Annotated in this window: 15 protein-coding genes, 1 tRNA gene and 1 pseudogene; 14 read left to right on the top strand and 3 right to left on the bottom strand. The window is 43.5% G+C overall.

From position 1 onward, the window contains the following. Nucleotides 1–184 precede the first annotated feature (184 nt). On the bottom strand, nt 185–1,111 hold the full coding sequence (gene yidC, locus HT720_RS04405) for a membrane protein insertase YidC (RefSeq protein WP_173274828.1): 927 nt from the start codon (nt 1,109–1,111) through the stop codon (nt 185–187). 77 nt (nt 1,112–1,188) lie between these two features. Then, nucleotides 1,189–1,467 carry an acylphosphatase gene (locus HT720_RS04400; protein ID WP_173253224.1) on the bottom strand — a complete coding sequence of 93 codons (279 nt, stop codon included), beginning with the start codon at nt 1,465–1,467 and terminating at the stop codon, nt 1,189–1,191. A gap of 33 nt (nt 1,468–1,500) precedes the next feature. On the opposite strand from HT720_RS04400, the gene HT720_RS04395 reads away from it, so the two are divergent. The 11 genes from HT720_RS04395 (at nt 1,501) to HT720_RS04345 (ending at nt 10,309) form a co-directional block, all read left to right on the top strand. Beyond that, nucleotides 1,501–2,241, top strand: a complete 741-nt coding sequence (locus HT720_RS04395; protein WP_173253223.1) for an RNA methyltransferase — start codon at nt 1,501–1,503, stop codon at nt 2,239–2,241. A gap of 55 nt (nt 2,242–2,296) precedes the next feature. After that, on the top strand, nt 2,297–2,980 hold the full coding sequence (locus HT720_RS04390; protein WP_001016913.1) for a Bax inhibitor-1/YccA family protein: 684 nt from the start codon (nt 2,297–2,299) through the stop codon (nt 2,978–2,980). A gap of 109 nt (nt 2,981–3,089) precedes the next feature. Next, the gene (gene asnA / locus HT720_RS04385; protein WP_173274827.1) at nt 3,090–4,082 is read left to right on the top strand and encodes an aspartate--ammonia ligase; all 993 of its coding nucleotides are present in this window, start codon (nt 3,090–3,092) and stop codon (nt 4,080–4,082) included. A 64-nt stretch (nt 4,083–4,146) separates the two neighbouring features. Next, the gene (gene rsmD / locus HT720_RS04380) at nt 4,147–4,686 is read left to right on the top strand and encodes a 16S rRNA (guanine(966)-N(2))-methyltransferase RsmD (RefSeq protein WP_000706954.1); all 540 of its coding nucleotides are present in this window, start codon (nt 4,147–4,149) and stop codon (nt 4,684–4,686) included. Continuing rightward, a complete protein-coding gene (gene coaD, locus HT720_RS04375) occupies nt 4,676–5,164 on the top strand; it encodes a pantetheine-phosphate adenylyltransferase (RefSeq protein ID WP_173274826.1) in 489 nt (162 codons plus the stop codon). The genes rsmD and coaD overlap by 11 nt, the downstream gene beginning before the upstream one ends. After that, nucleotides 5,148–6,185 carry a SepM family pheromone-processing serine protease gene (locus tag HT720_RS04370; RefSeq protein ID WP_173274825.1) on the top strand — a complete coding sequence of 346 codons (1,038 nt, stop codon included), beginning with the start codon at nt 5,148–5,150 and terminating at the stop codon, nt 6,183–6,185. The genes coaD and HT720_RS04370 overlap by 17 nt, the downstream gene beginning before the upstream one ends. A 56-nt stretch (nt 6,186–6,241) precedes the next feature. Continuing rightward, nucleotides 6,242–6,472, top strand: a complete 231-nt coding sequence (locus tag HT720_RS04365; protein WP_138706243.1) for a DUF1146 family protein — start codon at nt 6,242–6,244, stop codon at nt 6,470–6,472. A gap of 23 nt (nt 6,473–6,495) precedes the next feature. Then, entirely contained in the window at nt 6,496–7,779 is a 1,284-nt protein-coding gene (murA, locus tag HT720_RS04360; RefSeq protein ID WP_112445124.1) for a UDP-N-acetylglucosamine 1-carboxyvinyltransferase, read from the top strand. After that, the gene (locus tag HT720_RS04355) at nt 7,772–7,960 is read left to right on the top strand and encodes a DNA-directed RNA polymerase subunit beta (protein WP_025169706.1); all 189 of its coding nucleotides are present in this window, start codon (nt 7,772–7,774) and stop codon (nt 7,958–7,960) included. The genes murA and HT720_RS04355 overlap by 8 nt, the downstream gene beginning before the upstream one ends. A 38-nt stretch (nt 7,961–7,998) precedes the next feature. Beyond that, entirely contained in the window at nt 7,999–8,823 is an 825-nt protein-coding gene (locus HT720_RS04350) for a DNA/RNA non-specific endonuclease (protein ID WP_173274824.1), read from the top strand. A gap of 154 nt (nt 8,824–8,977) precedes the next feature. Further along, nucleotides 8,978–10,309 carry a hemolysin family protein gene (locus tag HT720_RS04345; RefSeq protein WP_173274823.1) on the top strand — a complete coding sequence of 444 codons (1,332 nt, stop codon included), beginning with the start codon at nt 8,978–8,980 and terminating at the stop codon, nt 10,307–10,309. A gap of 186 nt (nt 10,310–10,495) precedes the next feature. Here the strand turns inward: HT720_RS04345 and HT720_RS04340 are convergent. Next, a tRNA-Cys gene (locus HT720_RS04340) sits at nt 10,496–10,566 on the bottom strand. A gap of 413 nt (nt 10,567–10,979) precedes the next feature. Between HT720_RS04340 and rpoB the strand changes: the two genes are divergently transcribed. The 3 genes and pseudogenes from rpoB to HT720_RS10195 form a co-directional block, all read left to right on the top strand. Beyond that, nucleotides 10,980–14,585: a DNA-directed RNA polymerase subunit beta gene (gene rpoB, locus HT720_RS04335; protein ID WP_173274822.1), complete on the top strand. Its 3,606-nt coding sequence runs from the start codon at nt 10,980–10,982 to the stop codon at nt 14,583–14,585. A gap of 38 nt (nt 14,586–14,623) precedes the next feature. Continuing rightward, nucleotides 14,624–18,301 carry a DNA-directed RNA polymerase subunit beta' gene (rpoC, locus tag HT720_RS04330; RefSeq protein WP_050110603.1) on the top strand — a complete coding sequence of 1,226 codons (3,678 nt, stop codon included), beginning with the start codon at nt 14,624–14,626 and terminating at the stop codon, nt 18,299–18,301. An 86-nt stretch (nt 18,302–18,387) separates the two neighbouring features. Then, nucleotides 18,388–18,622 (top strand): annotated as a pseudogene (locus HT720_RS10195) (hypothetical protein); the annotation flags it as partial.

Here is an 18,622-nt window from a genome sequence, read left to right as displayed (position 1 = left end):
GATAGAACTGACGAAGTTAGCTCAAAACACTGTTTTGAGGTTGTGAATAGAACTGACGAAGTCAGTAACCATACGTACGGCAAGGCGAAGCTGACGTGGTTTGAAGAGATTTTCATTGAGTATGACTTGCAAAAAGTATGACTAGCAAAAAGAGACTTAGCAAACTAGCTAAGCCTTTTTCTTCTTATCTCGAACGTTGTTTTCCAGCGTTGCGATTTTTGTGTTTTTTCTTGCTTGTGATAGCAGTTGGTTGTTCAGGGGTAACGTCTTTTCGTCCACTTGGTGTAGAGAAAGAACTTGCTTTTGGTGGGTTCTTGGCTAGTTCTTCACGGACTTTTTTGCGAAGTTTTGGACGAACGATATAGTTGACGATAAACTGTTGGAGAATCATCATGAAACCACCGACAACCCAGTAAAGTGTGACACTAGCTGGTGAGAAGAGGGAGAAGACGACAATCATGAGTGGGCTCATGTAAATCATTTTCTTGATTTGTTCTCTTTGCATTTCATCTTCTACTCCGTGAAGTGAAAGGAGTGATTGAAGATAGTAAAGGACACCAGCACAGGCAACCAAAATCATACTTGGAGAACCTAGAGGAATTCCTAGGTAGCTTGCTTGAGCAACCCCTTCAGTATGTTGGGCAGCAAAGTAGATAGCCGAGAAGAAAGGCATTTGAAGGAGGATAGGGAAACATCCTACACCACCAAACATGCTGATGCCGTGCTCTTTTTGAGCAACAAAGAGAGCTTGTTGGGCTTCGAGTTTTTCTTCTTGAGTAGTTGCTTCTTTGAGACGCGTTTGGTGTGGCTCAAGGACGTGCTTGAGGGCGTTCATCTTTTCAGAGTGAAGCGTTGCCTTCCATGATTGGTAGATACCAAGTGGCAAGATAATCAAGCGAACGATAATGGTTACGATAATGATAGCGACACCAAAGCCTAGACCTTTATCAGTAGCGAAGTACTTGATGGCTTCAGCCATAGGCGCTCCGATCGTATTCCAAATAAATCCTGTTGGCTGACCTGTAGTTTTATCGACATTGACACAGCCAGTCAAGACAAGCAACATAGCCACTCCCATAGCCGAGAGTGCAAAACGTTTAATAGATTTCACTGTTTTTATTCCTTCTTAAAAAATTATACCTTTCTATTCTACTGTTTTTTTACAAAATATACAATAGTTCTAGAGACCTAATTTGCGATTTTAAAGTCAGGGTAAGGAGGAAAGTTGCTCAGTTTGACATCTAAGTAGCTGACTTTTGAAAAAGGTGTGGGTCCTTTGCGGATTTCTTGGATAAATTTTGCCATGATAGCAGATGAGTTTGCTTGGGCTAAGATTTCCACTGTGCCATCGTCGTTATTCCATACCCGACCTGTGATGCCACCAATTTCAAGTGCCAAGCTGTAAACACCCCAACGAAAGCCGACTCCCTGCACCCTGCCTTGGGCAATCATTCTAATCTTTTGCATACCAAACCCCTTTGATTGTGTTATAATATTTCTATGACTATTATAACCTCAAAAGCCAATTCTGTGGTAAAAAATGCCAAAAAATTACATCAAAAAAAATACCGCAAGTCTGCCTATTTGATTGAAGGCTGGCACTTGTTTGAAGAAGCTGTTCAAGCTGGAGTGACGATTGAAAAAATCTTTGCCCTAGAAAGTTATCGAGATCAGTTAGCCTCGTTTCCGCAAACTGTCTGGGTGTCAGAGGATATTTTGCTAGATTTGGCGGATTCTCAGACTCCACAGGGAATTGTTGCGGTGGTTCAAAAAGAAGAAGTAGGGCAAGCTGATTTGAGTCAGGGCAAGTTCTTGTTTTTGGAAGATGTGCAAGATCCTGGTAATGTGGGAACTATCATTCGGACTGCGGATGCAGCAGGTTTTACTGGAGTGATTGTTTCAGATAAGTCGGCAGATATCTACAGTCTCAAGACCTTACGTTCCATGCAAGGCAGTCATTTTCATCTGCCTATTTACCGGATGTCTAGTCAAGCGCTTCTTAAGGAAACCAAAGAGGCAGGTATCCCGGTGCTGGCAACAACTCTATCTAAAGATTCTGTTGATTACAGAGAACTGCCTTCTATAGAAAATTTTGTACTAGTCATGGGGAATGAGGGTCAAGGAATTAGTCCCCTCATGGCTGAAAGTGCAGACCAGTTGGTCCACATTAGTATGAAGGGGCAGGCAGAGAGTTTGAATGTTGCCGTTGCAGCCGGTATTTTAATCTTCCATTTAAGCTAATTTTAACTTTTTTTGCTATAATCAAGGAAAGATGTTCATAGAAAAGGAGAAAAGGATGAATCACACTATTATACATGACCGTGCAGGTCTCAATCAATTTTACGCTAAGGTTTATGCCTTTGTTGGTCTGGGAATCGGACTATCTGCTTTGGTATCGGGCCTTATGTTGACGGTCTTTCAGTCTCAGTTAGTTTACTTTTTGATGCAGGGGCGTCTCTGGTTGACCATTGCTACTTTTGCGGAGTTGGCCTTGGTTTTCGTTGCCAGTAGCATGGCTTCAAGAAATAGTCCAGCGGCTCTTCCAGTATTTTTACTTTACTCCGTTTTAAACGGCTTTACCCTTAGTTTTGTGGTGGCTTTCTATACTCCGGGTACAGTTTTATCTGCCTTTGTATCGAGCGCCCTTCTCTTCTTTGTCATGGCGGCAGTTGGTATCTTTACCAAGAAAGACTTGAGTGGGATTGGTCGAGCAATGATGGCAGCTCTCATTGGTTTACTGATTGCTATGGTGGTCAATATTTTCTTGGCTAGCGGTTTCTTTGATTATATGATTAGCGTGGCCATGGTTTTGGTTTTCTCAGGGTTGATTGCTTGGGATAACCAAAAAATTCGCCTTGCCTATGAACAATCACAAGGTCGTGTAGCGACAGGCTGGGTTGTGTCAATGGCTCTCAGCATCTATCTTGATTTTATCAATCTTTTCCTAAGTATTCTACGTATCTTCGGTCGCAATGACTAGAAGGTCCATGACATCAGTGTTCCAAGGAGCACTGATTTTTTATATTTTCTCTTTCATTTTCTTGGAAATAGGTGTATAATGCTTTTAACTAATTTTTGAGGAGTAGCCTATGAAGAAAAGTTTTATCCACCAACAAGAAGAAATTTCCTTTGTCAAAAACACTTTTACCCAGTATTTGAAAGATAAGTTAGAAGTTATCGAAGTTCAAGGTCCTATCTTGAGCAGGGTCGGCGACGGGATGCAGGACAATTTATCAGGTGTGGAGAATGCCGTATCGGTCAAGGTTCTCCAAATCCCTGATGCTACTTATGAAGTGGTGCACTCACTTGCCAAATGGAAACGCCATACTTTGGCCCGTTTTGGTTTCGGTGAGGGAGAAGGCCTTTTTGTCCACATGAAGGCCCTTCGTCCAGACGAAGATTCGCTGGATGCGACCCACTCTGTTTATGTTGACCAGTGGGACTGGGAGAAAGTTATCCCAAATGGTAAACGTAATATCGCTTATCTAAAAGAAACAGTTGAGAAGATTTACAAGGCTATTCGTCTTACTGAGCTAGCTGTTGAAGCCCGCTATGACATCGAATCAATCTTGCCAAAACAAATCACTTTTATCCACACAGAAGAGTTGGTAGAACGCTACCCAGACTTGACACCAAAAGAGCGTGAAAATGCTATTTGTAAAGAATTTGGAGCAGTCTTCTTGATCGGTATCGGTGGTGAATTACCAGACGGTAAACCGCATGATGGACGTGCACCAGACTACGATGACTGGACAAGTGAGTCTGAAAATGGCTACAAGGGTCTAAATGGTGATATTCTTGTCTGGAATGAGTCTCTGGGTGGAGCCTTTGAGTTGTCTTCTATGGGAATCCGTGTAGACGAAGAAACGCTTCGCCGTCAGGTTGCCATCACAGGTGATGAAGACCGTTTAGAATTGGAATGGCACAAGGCTTTGTTGAACGGCCTATTCCCATTGACAATCGGTGGGGGAATTGGACAATCTCGGATGGCCATGTTCCTACTTCGCAAGAAACACATCGGAGAAGTGCAAACAAGTGTTTGGCCTCAAGAAGTCCGCGATACTTACGAAAATATTTTGTAGAGAATCGAACCGCAAGGTTCGGTTTTCTTTCTCTTTTCGCCCATAATTTGGTATAATAAACGGTATGAAAATCGTATCAGGAATCTATGGGGGACGTCCCCTCAAGACACTAGAAGGCAAGACGACAAGACCTACTTCGGATAAGGTTAGGGGAGCCATTTTTAACATGATTGGTCCCTATTTTGAAGGTGGACGGGTCTTGGACCTGTATGCAGGTAGTGGTGGTTTATCTATCGAAGCAGTATCGCGTGGCATGTCTAGCGCTGTTTTGGTGGAACGAGACCGTAAGGCTCAGGCTATCGTGGCTGAAAATATTCAGATGACCAAGGAAGTTGGAAAATTTCAACTCCTTAAGATGGATGCAGAAAGGGCATTGGAACAGGTATCTGGGGAATTCGACCTCATTTTCTTAGACCCTCCTTATGCCAAGGAACAAATTGTAGCAGATATTGAAAAAATGGCTGAGAGGGAGCTTTTTTCTGAAGATGTCATGGTCGTGTGTGAGACGGATAAAGCCGTGGAACTTCCAGAAGAAATTGCCTGCCTGGGTATCTGGAAGGAAAAGATTTATGGAATTAGTAAGGTGACAGTCTATGTCAGATAAGATTGGCTTATTCACAGGTTCATTTGATCCGATGACAAATGGGCATCTGGATATGATTGAACGGGCGAGCAGACTTTTTGATAAGCTCTATGTTGGTATTTTTTTTAATCCCCACAAACAAGGATTTCTTTCTATCGAAAATCGTAAACGGGGGTTAGAAAAGGCTGTGGGACATTTGGAAAATGTTGCAGTCGTGTCTTCTCATGATGAATTGGTGGTTGATGTCGCAAAAAGACTGGGAGCTACTTGCCTGGTGCGGGGCTTGAGGAATGCGGCGGATTTGCAATATGAAGCCAGTTTTGATTACTACAACCATCAGCTGTCTCCTGATATAGAGACTATTTATTTACATAGCCGACCTGAACATCTCTATATCAGTTCATCCGGTGTTCGAGAACTATTGAAGTTTGGTCAGGATATTGCCTGCTATGTTCCTGAGAGTATTTTGGAGGAAATAAGAAATGAAAAAAAAGATTAGATGGCCCTTATATGTCATTGCGGCCTTGATAGCGACTTTCTTGGCATTTGTGGTGCCCTTGCCCTACTATATAGAGGTTCCAGGTGGTTCGGAAGATATTCGCCAAGTCCTTAAAGTAAATGACACAGAAGATCAGGCGGCTGGGGCCTATCACTTCGTTACGGTTGGTGTCCAGCATGCCACTTTAGCCCATATGGTTTATGCTTGGTTGACGCCTTTTACAGATATTCGTAGTGCTCAGGAGACTACAGGTGGTTCTTCAGATGTAGAATTTATGCGAATCAATCAATTCTACATGCAAACATCACAAAATATGGCCAAGTATCAAGGTCTAAAAACAGCTGGTAAGGATATCGAACTCAAGTACTTTGGGGTTTATGTCTTGAATGTGACGGATAATTCAACCTTTAAAGGGATTCTCAATATCTCTGATACGGTCACAGCAGTCAATGATCAGACCTTTGATAGTTCCAAAGACTTGATTGATTACGTCAGTTCTCAAAAATTAGGGGACTCCGTCAAGGTCACCTATGAAGAGGATGGGCAAACCAAGTCTGCAGAAGGAAAGATTATCAGCTTGGAAAATGGAAAAAATGGGATTGGAATCGGCTTGATTGATCGTACAGAGGTAATCAGCAATATCCCAATTAGCTTTTCAACAGCTGGTATTGGCGGCCCAAGTGCTGGTCTCATGTTTAGTCTAGCTATCTATACTCAAATAGCTCACCCAGGTCTTCGTAATGGTCGTATTGTTGCCGGTACAGGAACCATTGACCGTGATGGGAATGTGGGGGACATTGGAGGTATTGATAAAAAGGTTGTAGCTTCGGCTAGGGCAGGTGCTGCTATTTTCTTTGCCCCTGATAACCCTGTTAGCGAAGAAGAACAAAAAGCGCATCCGAATGCGAAAAACAACTACCAAACAGCCCTAGAAGCAGCTAAAACAATCAAGACAGATATGAAAATCGTGCCAGTTAAAACCTTACAAGATGCAATTGATTACTTGAAAAACAACCCCTAGTTTTAAGTTAAGTTTCCAAACTAGCGCACAAACAGAGAAGATGGTATAATAGTCAAATGGTTCAATTATTATTCACTCTAAGCAGTCACATGCTCTTTATTTATGTGAGTTTTTACCTTTTAAAGAATCTTGTTAGATGGGAAAAGGTTTTAAAAGTGACAGCTGAGAATACAGGAAAAGTTCGTTTATTAGTAGCCTTTTTTAGCATTGTCATGGGCTACATCCTGAGTTCTTTCTTTATCAGCCTGTATCAGTTGTGGCAAGAAGCGCTTAGAGGATTATTATAAAATCAAGAGTAAAGGAAACGAGTATGGACAAAATTGTGGTTCAAGGTGGCGATAATCGTCTGGTAGGAAGTGTTACTATCGACGGAGCAAAGAATGCAGTCTTGCCCTTGTTGGCAGCGACTATTCTAGCAAGTGAAGGAAAGACAGTCTTACAGAATGTACCGATCTTGTCGGATGTCTTTATTATGAATCAGGTGGTTGGTGGTTTGAATGCCAAGGTTGACTTTGATGAGGAGGCTCATCTTGTCGAGGTGGATGCTACTGGCGACATCACTGAGGAAGCCCCTTATAAGTATGTCAGCAAGATGCGCGCCTCCATCGTTGTCTTGGGACCAATTCTTGCCCGTGTAGGTCATGCTAAGGTATCCATGCCAGGTGGTTGTACGATTGGTAGCCGTCCTATTGATCTTCATTTGAAAGGTCTGGAAGCTATGGGGGCTAAGATTAGCCAGACAGCTGGTTACATCGAAGCCAAGGCTGATCGCTTACACGGTGCCCATATCTATATGGACTTTCCAAGTGTTGGTGCTACGCAGAACTTGATGATGGCTGCAACTCTAGCTGATGGGGTGACAGTGATTGAAAATGCTGCGCGTGAGCCTGAGATTGTGGACCTAGCCATTCTCCTCAATGAAATGGGAGCCAAGGTTAAGGGTGCTGGTACAGAGACCATTACCATTACTGGTGTTGAGAAACTTCATGGTACGACTCACAATGTAGTCCAAGACCGTATCGAAGCAGGAACCTTTATGGTAGCTGCTGCCATGACTGGTGGTGATGTCTTGATTAAAGACGCTGTTTGGGAGCACAACCGTCCCTTGATTGCCAAATTGCTTGAAATGGGAGTGGAAGTGACGGAGGAGACGGAAGGAATTCGCGTTCGCTCTCAACTAGAAAATCTAAAAGCTGTCCATGTGAAAACCTTGCCCCACCCAGGATTTCCAACAGATATGCAGGCTCAATTTACAGCCTTGATGACAGTTGCAAAAGGGGAATCAACCATGGTGGAGACAGTTTTCGAAAATCGTTTCCAACACCTAGAAGAAATGCGTCGTATGGGCTTACACTCGGAGATTATCCGTGATACAGCTCGTATTGTTGGTGGGCAACCTTTGCAGGGAGCGGAAGTTCTTTCTACTGACCTTCGTGCCAGTGCAGCCTTGATTTTGACAGGTTTGGTAGCACAGGGAGAAACTGTAGTTGGTAAATTGGTTCACTTGGATAGAGGCTACTACCGTTTCCATGAGAAATTGGCGCAGTTAGGTGCTAAGATTCAGCGGATTGAGGCAAGTGATGAAGATGAATAAGAAATCAAGCTACGTAGTCAAGCGTTTACTTTTAGTCATCATAGTACTGATTTTAGGCGTTCTAGCCCTAGGAATCGGTTTAATGGTCGGTTATGGAATCTTGGGCAAGGGTCAAGATCCGTGGGCTATCCTGTCTCCAGCAAAATGGCAGGAATTGATTCATAAATTTACAGGAAATTAGGCTGGGAGACCAGTCTTTTTCTAAAGATAAGGAGAAATATGAACAAAAAAACAAGACAGACACTGATTGGTTTGCTAGTGTTATTGCTCTTATCTGCGGGGAGCTACTATATTAAGCAGACTGAACTAGGAAATCAGGCTGCTAAGACAAAAATGAGTCAGAAAAGTCAATCACCAGACGCGCCTGGTCAAGAATTGGCGGAAAGTGTCTTAACAGACGCAGTCAAAAGCCAAATAAAAGGGAGTCTGGAGTGGAACGGGGCTGGTGCTTTTATCGTCAATGGTAATAAAACAAACCTAAATGCCAAGGTTTCAAGTAAGCCCTACGCTGATAATAAGACAAAGACAGTGGGCAAGGAAACAGTGCCAACCGTAGCTAATGCCCTCTTGTCTAAGGCTACTCGCCAGTACAAGAATCGTGAAAAAACCGGGAATGGTTCGACTTCTTGGACTCCACCAGGTTGGCATCAGGTCAAGAATCTAAAGGGCTCTTATACCCATGCAGTCGATAGAGGTCACTTGTTAGGCTATGCCTTAATCGGTGGTTTGGATGGTTTTGATGCCTCGACAAGCAATCCTAAAAACATTGCTGTTCAGACAGCCTGGGCAAATCAGGCGCAGGCCGAGGATTCGACTGGTCAAAACTACTATGAAAGTAAGGTGCGTAAAGCCTTGGATAAAAACAAGCGTGTCCGTTACCGTGTAACCCTTTACTACGCTTCAAACGAGGATTTAGTTCCTTCAGCTTCACAGATTGAAGCCAAGTCTTCGGATGGAGAATTGGAATTCAATGTTCTAGTTCCCAATGTTCAAAAGGGACTTCAACTGGATTACCGAACTGGAGAAGTAACTGTAACTCAGTAAAATATGAAATAAACTCCTATGTCACTTGTGGATATAGGAGTTCTTTTCTGGACAATTTAAGTAGAACTAGAATAGACACTGATAAAAAATAATATGTACTGGACTAGATTTTGTGATATAATAAAGGATAAGATACTATTTTAGGAGAAGAACTATGGAAGACCCAAGTAGTCAGAATTTGTTGCTACAATTTGTTTTATTGTTTATCTTGACGATATTAAATGCCTTTTTCTCAGCCACAGAAATGGCCATGGTTTCTCTTAATCGTGCCCGAGTTGAACAAAAGGCGGAAGAAGGAGACAGACGCTACATCCGCCTGCTGAAGGTACTAGAAAATCCTAACCACTTTTTATCAACCATTCAGGTAGGAATCACCCTGATTACAATCTTATCAGGGGCGAGTTTAGCTGATACTCTAGGACGTGTGATTGCCTCTTGGCTTGGGAATGGCGAAACAGCACAAGCCGTGGCAACTTTTCTATCCTTGGCATTTTTGACCTATATTTCCATCGTTTTTGGGGAATTATATCCTAAGAGAATCGCTCTTAATCTAAAGGATGCCTTGGCCATTCGTACAGCGCCGGTTATCATTGGGATCGGAAAACTAGTCAGTCCTTTTGTTTGGCTTTTAGCTGCTTCGACCAATTTCTTGAGCCATTTGACTCCTATGTCATTCGATGATGCGGATGAAAAGATGACCCGTGATGAAATTGCCTATATGCTGACAAATAGTGAAGAAACATTGGATGCTGATGAGATTGAGATGCTACAAGGTGTCTTTTCGCTCGATGAACTGATGGCACGAGAGGTTATGGTTCCTCGAACGGATGCCTTTATGGTGGATATTCAGGATGATAGTCAAGCCATTATCCAAAGTATTTTAAAACAAAATTATTCTCGTATCCCGGTTTATGATGGGGATAAGGACAATGTGATTGGAATCATTCACACTAAGAGTCTCCTTAAGGCTGGTTTTGTGGACGGTTTTGATAACATTGTATGGAAGAAAATCTTACAAGATCCACTTTTTGTACCTGAAACGATTTTTGTGGATGATTTGCTAAAAGAATTGCGAAACACCCAAAGACAAATGGCAATCTTGCTGGATGAATACGGTGGGATGGCTGGTTTGGTGACCTTGGAAGACCTTTTAGAGGAAATTGTTGGTGAAATTGATGATGAAACGGACAAAGCAGCAATAGATGTTCATCAGATTGGCGAGGATACCTACATTGTTCAAGGAACGATGACCCTCAATGATTTCAATAATTACTTTGATGTTGAACTGGAAAGTGATGACGTTGATACCATCGCTGGTTATTATTTGACAGGAATTGGAACCATTCCAACGACTGAGAAACTCAGCTATGAATTGGTCAGCCAAAATAAACAACTTATCTTAACCAATGATAAAGTGAAAAATGGACGTGTTACCAAGGTAAAAGTCCAAATTACCGAAGTTGAAATAGAAGAAGAAACAGAGTAAACTAGAGGCTTTTGTCACCAGGCGTGACGAAGCTTTTTTCAGTTGATTTCATGAGGGAATTATGTCATGGAAAGAACTTTGCCCCAAAAGTTTTTCAAAATTATCCGTATTTATCAGAAGAAAAATAAAAAAGCCCTTCAAATTGGGCTTTCTGTTCATTTGAAACCTGATAAATCAAGTTATAGAAGGCGGTAGACGGATTTGAACCGACGATCAAGCTTTTGCAGAGCCGTGCCTTACCACTTGGCTATACCGCCTTAACGTTTATTATTATACCTTGAAAATCATTCTCAGTCAATAGTTTTTTCAGTTTTTTGTACCATAGTGTGATTCGAATGTGATGCCAAGTTTTCTATGGAAAAAAATCACCAAAAACCTACTAAATCCCCTTGAAAAATCTAGCTAAATAGGGTATAATATGAGTAATCATTTGTCGTAGGTTTTGTCTGAAATATTGTCCAGACAAGGCTCACAGCAGTTAAATCTTCTGAAAAAGTCAGATTTAGCTGCTCTTTTTGTGCTTTTTTTCAGGATTTCGAATACTTGTAACAAAGACTTAAAGATTCTGAAAATTCATCAAAGGGACACGGTGATAGGGGTTTTACAACCATATGACGATTAGAAAGCCTGATTGACAAGGCTTGGAACTTATTTACAAAGGAGAATCATCTTGGCAGGACATGACGTTCAATACGGGAAACATCGTACCCGTCGTAGTTTTTCAAGAATCAAAGAAGTTCTTGACTTACCAAATTTGATTGAAATTCAAACTGACTCATTCAAAGATTTCCTAGACCACGGTCTTAAGGAAGTGTTTGAAGATGTATTGCCAATTTCAAACTTCACAGACACAATGGAGTTGGAATTTGTTGGATATGAAATCAAGGAACCAAAATACACGCTAGAAGAAGCTCGTATCCACGATGCTAGCTACTCAGCACCAATTTTTGTAACCTTCCGCTTGATCAATAAAGAAACAGGCGAAATCAAAACCCAAGAAGTTTTCTTTGGTGATTTCCCAATCATGACTGAAATGGGTACCTTCATCATCAATGGTGGTGAACGTATCATCGTATCTCAGTTGGTCCGCTCACCAGGTGTTTACTTTAACGATAAAGTTGATAAAAATGGTAAAGTGGGCTACGGTTCAACTGTTATCCCTAACCGTGGAGCTTGGTTGGAACTTGAAAGCGACTCTAAAGACATCGCCTACACTCGTATCGACCGTACTCGTAAGATTCCATTTACAACCTTGGTTCGTGCCCTTGGTTTCTCAGGTGATGATGAAATCTTTGATATCTTTGGTGACAGCGAATTGGTTCGCAACACTGTTGAAAAAGATATCCACAAGAACCCAATGGACTCTCGTACCGACGAAGCCTTGAAAGAAATTTACGAACGCCTTCGTCCAGGTGAGCCTAAGACTGCTGAAAGCTCACGTAGCTTACTTGTAGCTCGTTTCTTTGACCCACGTCGCTATGACTTAGCAGCAGTTGGTCGTTACAAGATCAATAAAAAACTCAATGTTAAAACACGTTTGCTTAATCAAACCATTGCAGAGCCATTGGTAGACCCTGAAACTGGAGAAATCTTGGTAGAAGCTGGTACAATCATGACTCGTAGTGTGATTGAAAGCATTGAAAGCCATTTGGATGGCGACTTGAACAAGATTGTCTACATTCCAAATGATGCAGCGGTTGTGACTGAGCCAGTTGTTCTTCAAAAGTTCAAGGTTGTTGCACCAACGGATCCAGACCGTGTCGTAACAATCATCGGTAATGCCAATCCAGATGACAAGGTTCGTACGGTGACTCCTGCAGATATCCTTGCTGAGATGAGCTACTTCCTCAACTTGGCTGAAGGACTTGGCCGTGTAGATGATATCGACCACCTTGGAAACCGTCGTATTCGTGCGGTTGGGGAATTGCTTGCCAACCAAGTACGCCTTGGACTTTCTCGTATGGAACGTAATGTCCGTGAACGTATGTCTGTTCAGGATAATGAAGTCTTGACACCACAACAAATTATCAATATCCGTCCTGTAACAGCTGCGGTTAAAGAATTCTTTGGTTCATCACAGTTGTCACAGTTCATGGACCAACACAACCCACTTTCTGAGTTGTCTCACAAACGCCGTTTGTCAGCCTTAGGACCTGGTGGTTTGACACGTGACCGTGCTGGATATGAAGTACGTGACGTGCACTACACTCACTACGGCCGTATGTGTCCAATCGAGACACCTGAAGGACCTAACATCGGTTTGATTAACAACTTGTCATCTTACGGACATTTGAACAAGTATGGTTTTGTTCAAACACCATACCGTAAGGTTGACCGTGAAACAGGCGTTGTTACGAACGAAATCGTTTGGTTGACAGCCGATGAAGAAGATGAATATACTGTGGCTCAGGCTAATTCTCGTCTGAATGAAGATGGAACCTTCGCTGAGAAAGTTGTCATGGGACGTCACCAAGGGGTCAACCAAGAGTATCCAGCTAATGTTGTTGACTATATGGACGTATCACCAAAACAGGTAGTTGCCGTTGCGACGGCATGTATTCCTTTCTTGGAAAACGATGACTCCAACCGTGCCCTCATGGGAGCCAACATGCAACGTCAGGCTGTGCCATTGATCAATCCTCAAGCACCTTACGTTGGTACTGGTATGGAATACCAAGCAGCCCACGACTCTGGAGCGGCTGTGATTGCTCAGTATGATGGTAAAGTTACTTACGCAGATGCTGACAAGGTAGAAGTTCGTCGTGAAGATGGTTCATTGGACGTTTACCACATCCAAAAATTCCGTCGTTCAAACTCAGGTACTGCCTACAACCAACGTACTCTTGTAAAAGTTGGCGATGTCGTTGAAAAAGGCGATTTCATTGCTGACGGACCTTCTATGGAAAATGGAGAAATGGCGCTTGGACAAAACCCAATCGTTGCCTACATGACTTGGGAAGGTTACAACTTCGAGGATGCTGTTATCATGAGCGAACGCTTGGTGAAAGACGATGTCTACACATCTGTCCACCTTGAAGAATACGAATCAGAAACACGCGATACAAAGCTTGGACCTGAAGAAATTACTCGTGAAATTCCAAATGTTGGGGAAGACGCTCTTAAAGACCTTGACGAAATGGGGATTATCCGTATCGGTGCTGAGGTTAAAGAAGGCGATATCCTTGTAGGTAAAGTAACACCTAAGGGTGAGAAAGACCTTTCAGCTGAAGAACGTCTCTTGCACGCTATCTTCGGAGATAAATCTCGTGAAGTGCGTGATACTTCTCTTCGTGTACCACACGGTGCCGATGGTGTCGTTCGTGATGTTAAGATCTTTACACGTGCAAATGGAGATGAGTTGCAATCAGGTGTCAACATGCTGGTTCGCGTCTACATCGCTCAAAAACGTAAGATCAAGGTCGGAGATAAGATGGCCGGACGTCACGGAAATAAAGGGGTTGTCTCTCGTATCGTTCCTGTAGAAGACATGCCTTACCTTCCAGACGGAACTCCAGTCGACATCATGTTGAACCCACTTGGGGTGCCATCACGTATGAATATCGGTCAGGTTATGGAGCTCCACCTTGGTATGGCAGCCCGTACCCTTGGTATTCACATCGCAACACCAGTCTTTGACGGAGCAAGTTCTGAAGACCTTTGGTCAACTGTTAAAGAAGCTGGTATGGATAGCGATGCCAAAACGATCCTTTACGATGGACGTACTGGGGAACCGTTTGATAACCGTGTTTCTGTCGGAGTCATGTATATGATTAAACTCCACCACATGGTTGACGATAAATTGCACGCGCGTTCAGTCGGACCATACTCAACCGTTACTCAACAGCCACTTGGTGGTAAAGCTCAGTTTGGTGGACAACGTTTCGGTGAGATGGAGGTTTGGGCTCTTGAAGCCTACGGTGCATCAAATGTCCTTCAAGAAATCTTGACTTACAAGTCTGACGATATCAACGGACGTTTGAAAGCTTATGAAGCTATTACAAAAGGAAAACCAATTCCAAAACCAGGTGTTCCAGAATCCTTCCGAGTTCTTGTCAAAGAATTGCAATCTCTTGGTCTTGACATGCGTGTCCTAGACGAAGATGACCAAGAAGTGGAACTTCGCGACTTGGATGAAGGAATGGACGAAGATGTCATCCACGTAGATGACCTTGAAAAAGCCCGCGAAAAAGCAGCCCAAGAGGCTAAAGCAGCCTTTGAAGCTGAAGAAGCTGAGAAAGCAACAAAAGCGGAAGCAACAGAAGAAGCTGCTGAATAAGAATAAGCAGTTCACTTAGAATAGAAAGGGAAGAAATAGTGGTTGATGTAAATCGTTTTAAAAGTATGCAAATCACCCTAGCTTCTCCAAGCAAAGTCCGTTCATGGTCTTATGGAGAAGTCAAAAAACCTGAAACAATCAATTACCGTACCTTGAAACCAGAACGTGAAGGACTCTTTGATGAAGTGATCTTTGGTCCTACAAAAGACTGGGAATGTGCTTGTGGTAAGTATAAACGCATTCGTTACAGAGGGATTGTTTGTGACCGTTGTGGGGTTGAAGTAACGCGTACAAAAGTTCGTCGTGAGCGTATGGGGCACATCGAATTGAAAGCTCCTGTATCTCACATCTGGTACTTCAAGGGAATTCCAAGCCGTATGGGCTTGACCCTTGATATGAGTCCCCGTGCCCTCGAGGAAGTTATCTACTTTGCGGCTTATGTGGTGATTGATCCTAAGGATACACCACTTGAGCACAAGTCTATCATGACAGAGCGCGAATACCGTGAGCGCTTGCGTGAGTATGGTTATGGATCGTTCGTTGCCAAGATGGGTGCCGAAGCTATCCAAGACCTTTTAAAACAAGTAGATCTTGAAAAAGAAATTGCTGAACTCAAAGAAGAGTTGAAAACAGCTACTGGACAAAAACGTGTCAAAGCCATCCGTCGTTTGGATGTTTTGGATGCCTTTTACAAGTCTGGAAACAAACCTGAATGGATGATTCTCAACATCCTTCCGGTTATTCCACCAGATCTTCGTCCAATGTTGCAGTTGGATGGTGGCCGTTTTGCCTCATCTGACTTGAACGACCTTTACCGCCGTGTTATCAACCGTAACAACCGTTTGGCTCGTTTGCTTGAGTTGAATGCACCTGGCATCATCGTTCAAAATGAGAAGCGTATGCTTCAAGAAGCGGTTGACGCTTTGATTGACAATGGTCGTCGTGGTCGTCCAATCACAGGACCAGGTAGCCGTCCACTGAAATCATTGAGCCACATGCTTAAAGGTAAACAAGGACGCTTCCGTCAAAACTTGCTCGGTAAACGTGTTGACTTCTCAGGACGTTCCGTTATCGCTGTTGGTCCAACTCTTAAGATGTACCAATGTGGTGTGCCACGTGAAATGGCGATAGAGCTCTTTAAACCATTCGTTATGCGTGAAATCGTTGCCCGTGATATCGTGCAAAACGTCAAAGCAGCTAAACGCTTGGTGGAACGCGGAGATGAGCGTATCTGGGATATCCTTGAAGAAGTGATCAAAGAACACCCAGTGCTTTTGAACCGCGCACCGACCCTTCACCGTTTGGGTATCCAAGCCTTCGAGCCAGTCTTGATTGATGGTAAGGCCCTTCGCTTGCATCCGCTTGTCTGTGAAGCCTACAATGCCGACTTTGACGGGGACCAAATGGCCATCCACGTACCGCTTTCAGAAGAAGCCCAAGCAGAAGCTCGTATCCTCATGCTCGCTGCTGAGCACATCTTGAACCCCAAAGATGGTAAACCAGTTGTTACTCCATCTCAGGACATGGTTTTGGGTAACTACTACTTGACCATGGAAGAAGCTGGTCGTGAAGGTGAAGGAATGGTCTTCAAAGATCGTGACGAAGCGGTTATGGCTTACCGTAATGGTTATGTTCACCTCCACTCACGTGTTGGTATCGCAACAGACAGCCTCAACAAACCATGGACAGAAGAGCAAAGACACAAGGTCTTGCTTACCACAGTTGGTAAAATCCTCTTCAACGACATCATGCCAGAGGGTCTACCATATTTGCAAGAACCAAACAATGCCAACTTAACAGAAGGCGTTCCAGCTAAATACTTCTTGCCACTTGGTGGAGATATCAAGGAAGCTATCAGCAATCTTGAACTTAACCCTCCATTCAAAAAGAAAAACCTTGGAAATATCATCGCTGAAATCTTCAAACGTTTCCGTACGACAGAAACTTCTGCCCTACTTGACCGTATGAAGAACCTCGGTTACCACCACTCGACTCTTGCAGGATTGACAGTGGGTATTGCCGATATCCCAGTCGTTGATGACAAGGCTGAAATCATTGAAGAATCACACAAACGTGTAGAACAAATCACCAAACAATTCCGTCGTGGTATGATCACAGACGACGAGCGTTACAATGCCGTTACAGCGGAATGGCGTGCTGCTCGTGAAAAACTTGAGAAACGCTTGATTGCCAACCAAGATCCTAAGAACCCAATCGTTATGATGATGGATTCAGGAGCCCGTGGTAACATCTCAAACTTCTCACAGCTTGCCGGTATGCGTGGTCTGATGGCTGCTCCGAACGGACGTATCATGGAATTGCCAATCCTTTCAAACTTCCGCGAAGGTTTGTCAGTACTCGAAATGTTCTTCTCAACTCACGGTGCCCGTAAAGGTATGACCGATACGGCCCTTAAGACAGCCGACTCAGGTTACTTGACTCGTCGTTTGGTTGACGTTGCCCAAGACGTTATCATCCGTGAGGACGACTGTGGAACTGACCGTGGCCTCTTGATCCGCTCTATCGCAGAAGGAAAAGAGATGATCGAGTCACTCGAAGAGCGTCTCAACGGTCGTTACACTAAGAAAACTGTTAAACATCCAGAAACTGGTGCAGTTATTATCGGTCCAAATGAGTTGATTACAGAAGACAAAGCGCGTGAAATTGTCAATGCTGGTGTGGAAGAAGTGACTATCCGCTCTGTATTTACATGTAACACTCGTCATGGTGTCTGCCGTCACTGTTACGGTATCAACTTGGCTACTGGTGATGCGGTTGAAGTTGGTGAAGCAGTTGGTACAATCGCTGCCCAATCTATCGGGGAACCTGGTACACAGCTTACAATGCGTACCTTCCACACGGGTGGGGTTGCCTCAAATACCGATATCACTCAGGGTCTTCCTCGTGTCCAAGAAATCTTTGAAGCCCGCAATCCTAAAGGGGAAGCGGTTATCACAGAGGTCAAGGGACAAGTTACCGCTATCGAAGAAGATGCATCAACTCGTACCAAGAAAGTCTTTGTTAAGGGTGAAACTGGCGAAGGGGAATATGTCGTTCCATTTACCGCTCGTATGCGTGTTGAAGTTGGAGACCAAGTAGCGCGTGGTGCTGCTCTTACAGAAGGTTCTATCCAACCCAAACGTCTCCTTGCAGTTCGCGATGTCTTGTCAGTTGAAACTTACCTTCTTGGTGAAGTACAAAAAGTTTACCGTAGCCAAGGGGTGGAAATCGGTGACAAACACATCGAGGTAATGGTTCGTCAAATGATCCGTAAAGTACGTGTCATGGATCCAGGTGACACAGATCTCCTCATGGGTACCCTCATGGATATCAATGACTTTACAGATGCTAACAAAGATGTCCTTATCGCAGGTGGCGTTCCAGCGACAGGTCGCCCAGTCCTTATGGGAATTACCAAAGCCTCACTTGAAACCAACAGTTTCTTGTCAGCGGCTTCCTTCCAGGAAACAACTCGTGTCCTTACGGATGCGGCTATCCGTGGTAAGAAAGACCATCTCCTTGGACTTAAAGAAAATGTTATCATCGGTAAGATCATCCCAGCAGGTACTGGTATGGCTCGCTACCGTAACCTTGAACCACATGCTATCAACGAAGAAGAATACCTTAATCCTCCAGTAGAGGAAGAAGGAAATGAAGAAACAACAGAAGTAGTTGTGGATACTGCCGTTGAAACTGTGGAAGAAACAGTAGAATAAAAGAGAATGAGAGAGCCTTCGGGTTCTCTTTCTCTTTTCTGAAAACTTTCTCCATTTTTCCATGAAATGTGGTAAAATAATACTCAATGAAAATCAAAGAGCAAACTAGGAAACTAGCCGCAGGTTGCTCAAAGCACTGCTTTGAGGTTGTAGATAGAACTGACGAAGTCAGCTCAAAACACTGTTTTGAGGTTGCAGATAGAACTGACGAAGTCAGCTCAAAACACTGTTTTGAGGTTGTGGATAGAACTGACGAAGTCAGTAACCATACCTACGGCAAGGCGACGTTGACGTGGTTTGAAGAGATTTTCGAAGAGTATA

This window comes from Streptococcus sp. 68 (assembly GCF_013277415.1).
In the GTDB taxonomy this organism is placed as follows: domain Bacteria; phylum Bacillota; class Bacilli; order Lactobacillales; family Streptococcaceae; genus Streptococcus.
The sequence above is the reverse complement of the archived record's forward strand: the minus strand, read 5'-3'. Positions and strand labels throughout refer to the sequence as shown.

Coding starts and splice junctions, on each gene's coding strand:
- murA (WP_112445124.1), top strand. CDS start 6,496: ATGGACAAAATTGTGGTTCAAGGTGGCGATAATCGTCTGGTAGGAAGT.
- HT720_RS04400 (WP_173253224.1), bottom strand. CDS start 1,467: ATGCAAAAGATTAGAATGATTGCCCAAGGCAGGGTGCAGGGAGTCGGC.
- HT720_RS04370 (WP_173274825.1), top strand. CDS start 5,148: ATGAAAAAAAAGATTAGATGGCCCTTATATGTCATTGCGGCCTTGATA.
- HT720_RS04355 (WP_025169706.1), top strand. CDS start 7,772: ATGAATAAGAAATCAAGCTACGTAGTCAAGCGTTTACTTTTAGTCATC.
- HT720_RS04395 (WP_173253223.1), top strand. CDS start 1,501: ATGACTATTATAACCTCAAAAGCCAATTCTGTGGTAAAAAATGCCAAA.
- coaD (WP_173274826.1), top strand. CDS start 4,676: ATGTCAGATAAGATTGGCTTATTCACAGGTTCATTTGATCCGATGACA.
- rsmD (WP_000706954.1), top strand. CDS start 4,147: ATGAAAATCGTATCAGGAATCTATGGGGGACGTCCCCTCAAGACACTA.
- HT720_RS04345 (WP_173274823.1), top strand. CDS start 8,978: ATGGAAGACCCAAGTAGTCAGAATTTGTTGCTACAATTTGTTTTATTG.
- HT720_RS04365 (WP_138706243.1), top strand. CDS start 6,242: ATGGTTCAATTATTATTCACTCTAAGCAGTCACATGCTCTTTATTTAT.
- HT720_RS04350 (WP_173274824.1), top strand. CDS start 7,999: ATGAACAAAAAAACAAGACAGACACTGATTGGTTTGCTAGTGTTATTG.
- HT720_RS04390 (WP_001016913.1), top strand. CDS start 2,297: ATGAATCACACTATTATACATGACCGTGCAGGTCTCAATCAATTTTAC.
- asnA (WP_173274827.1), top strand. CDS start 3,090: ATGAAGAAAAGTTTTATCCACCAACAAGAAGAAATTTCCTTTGTCAAA.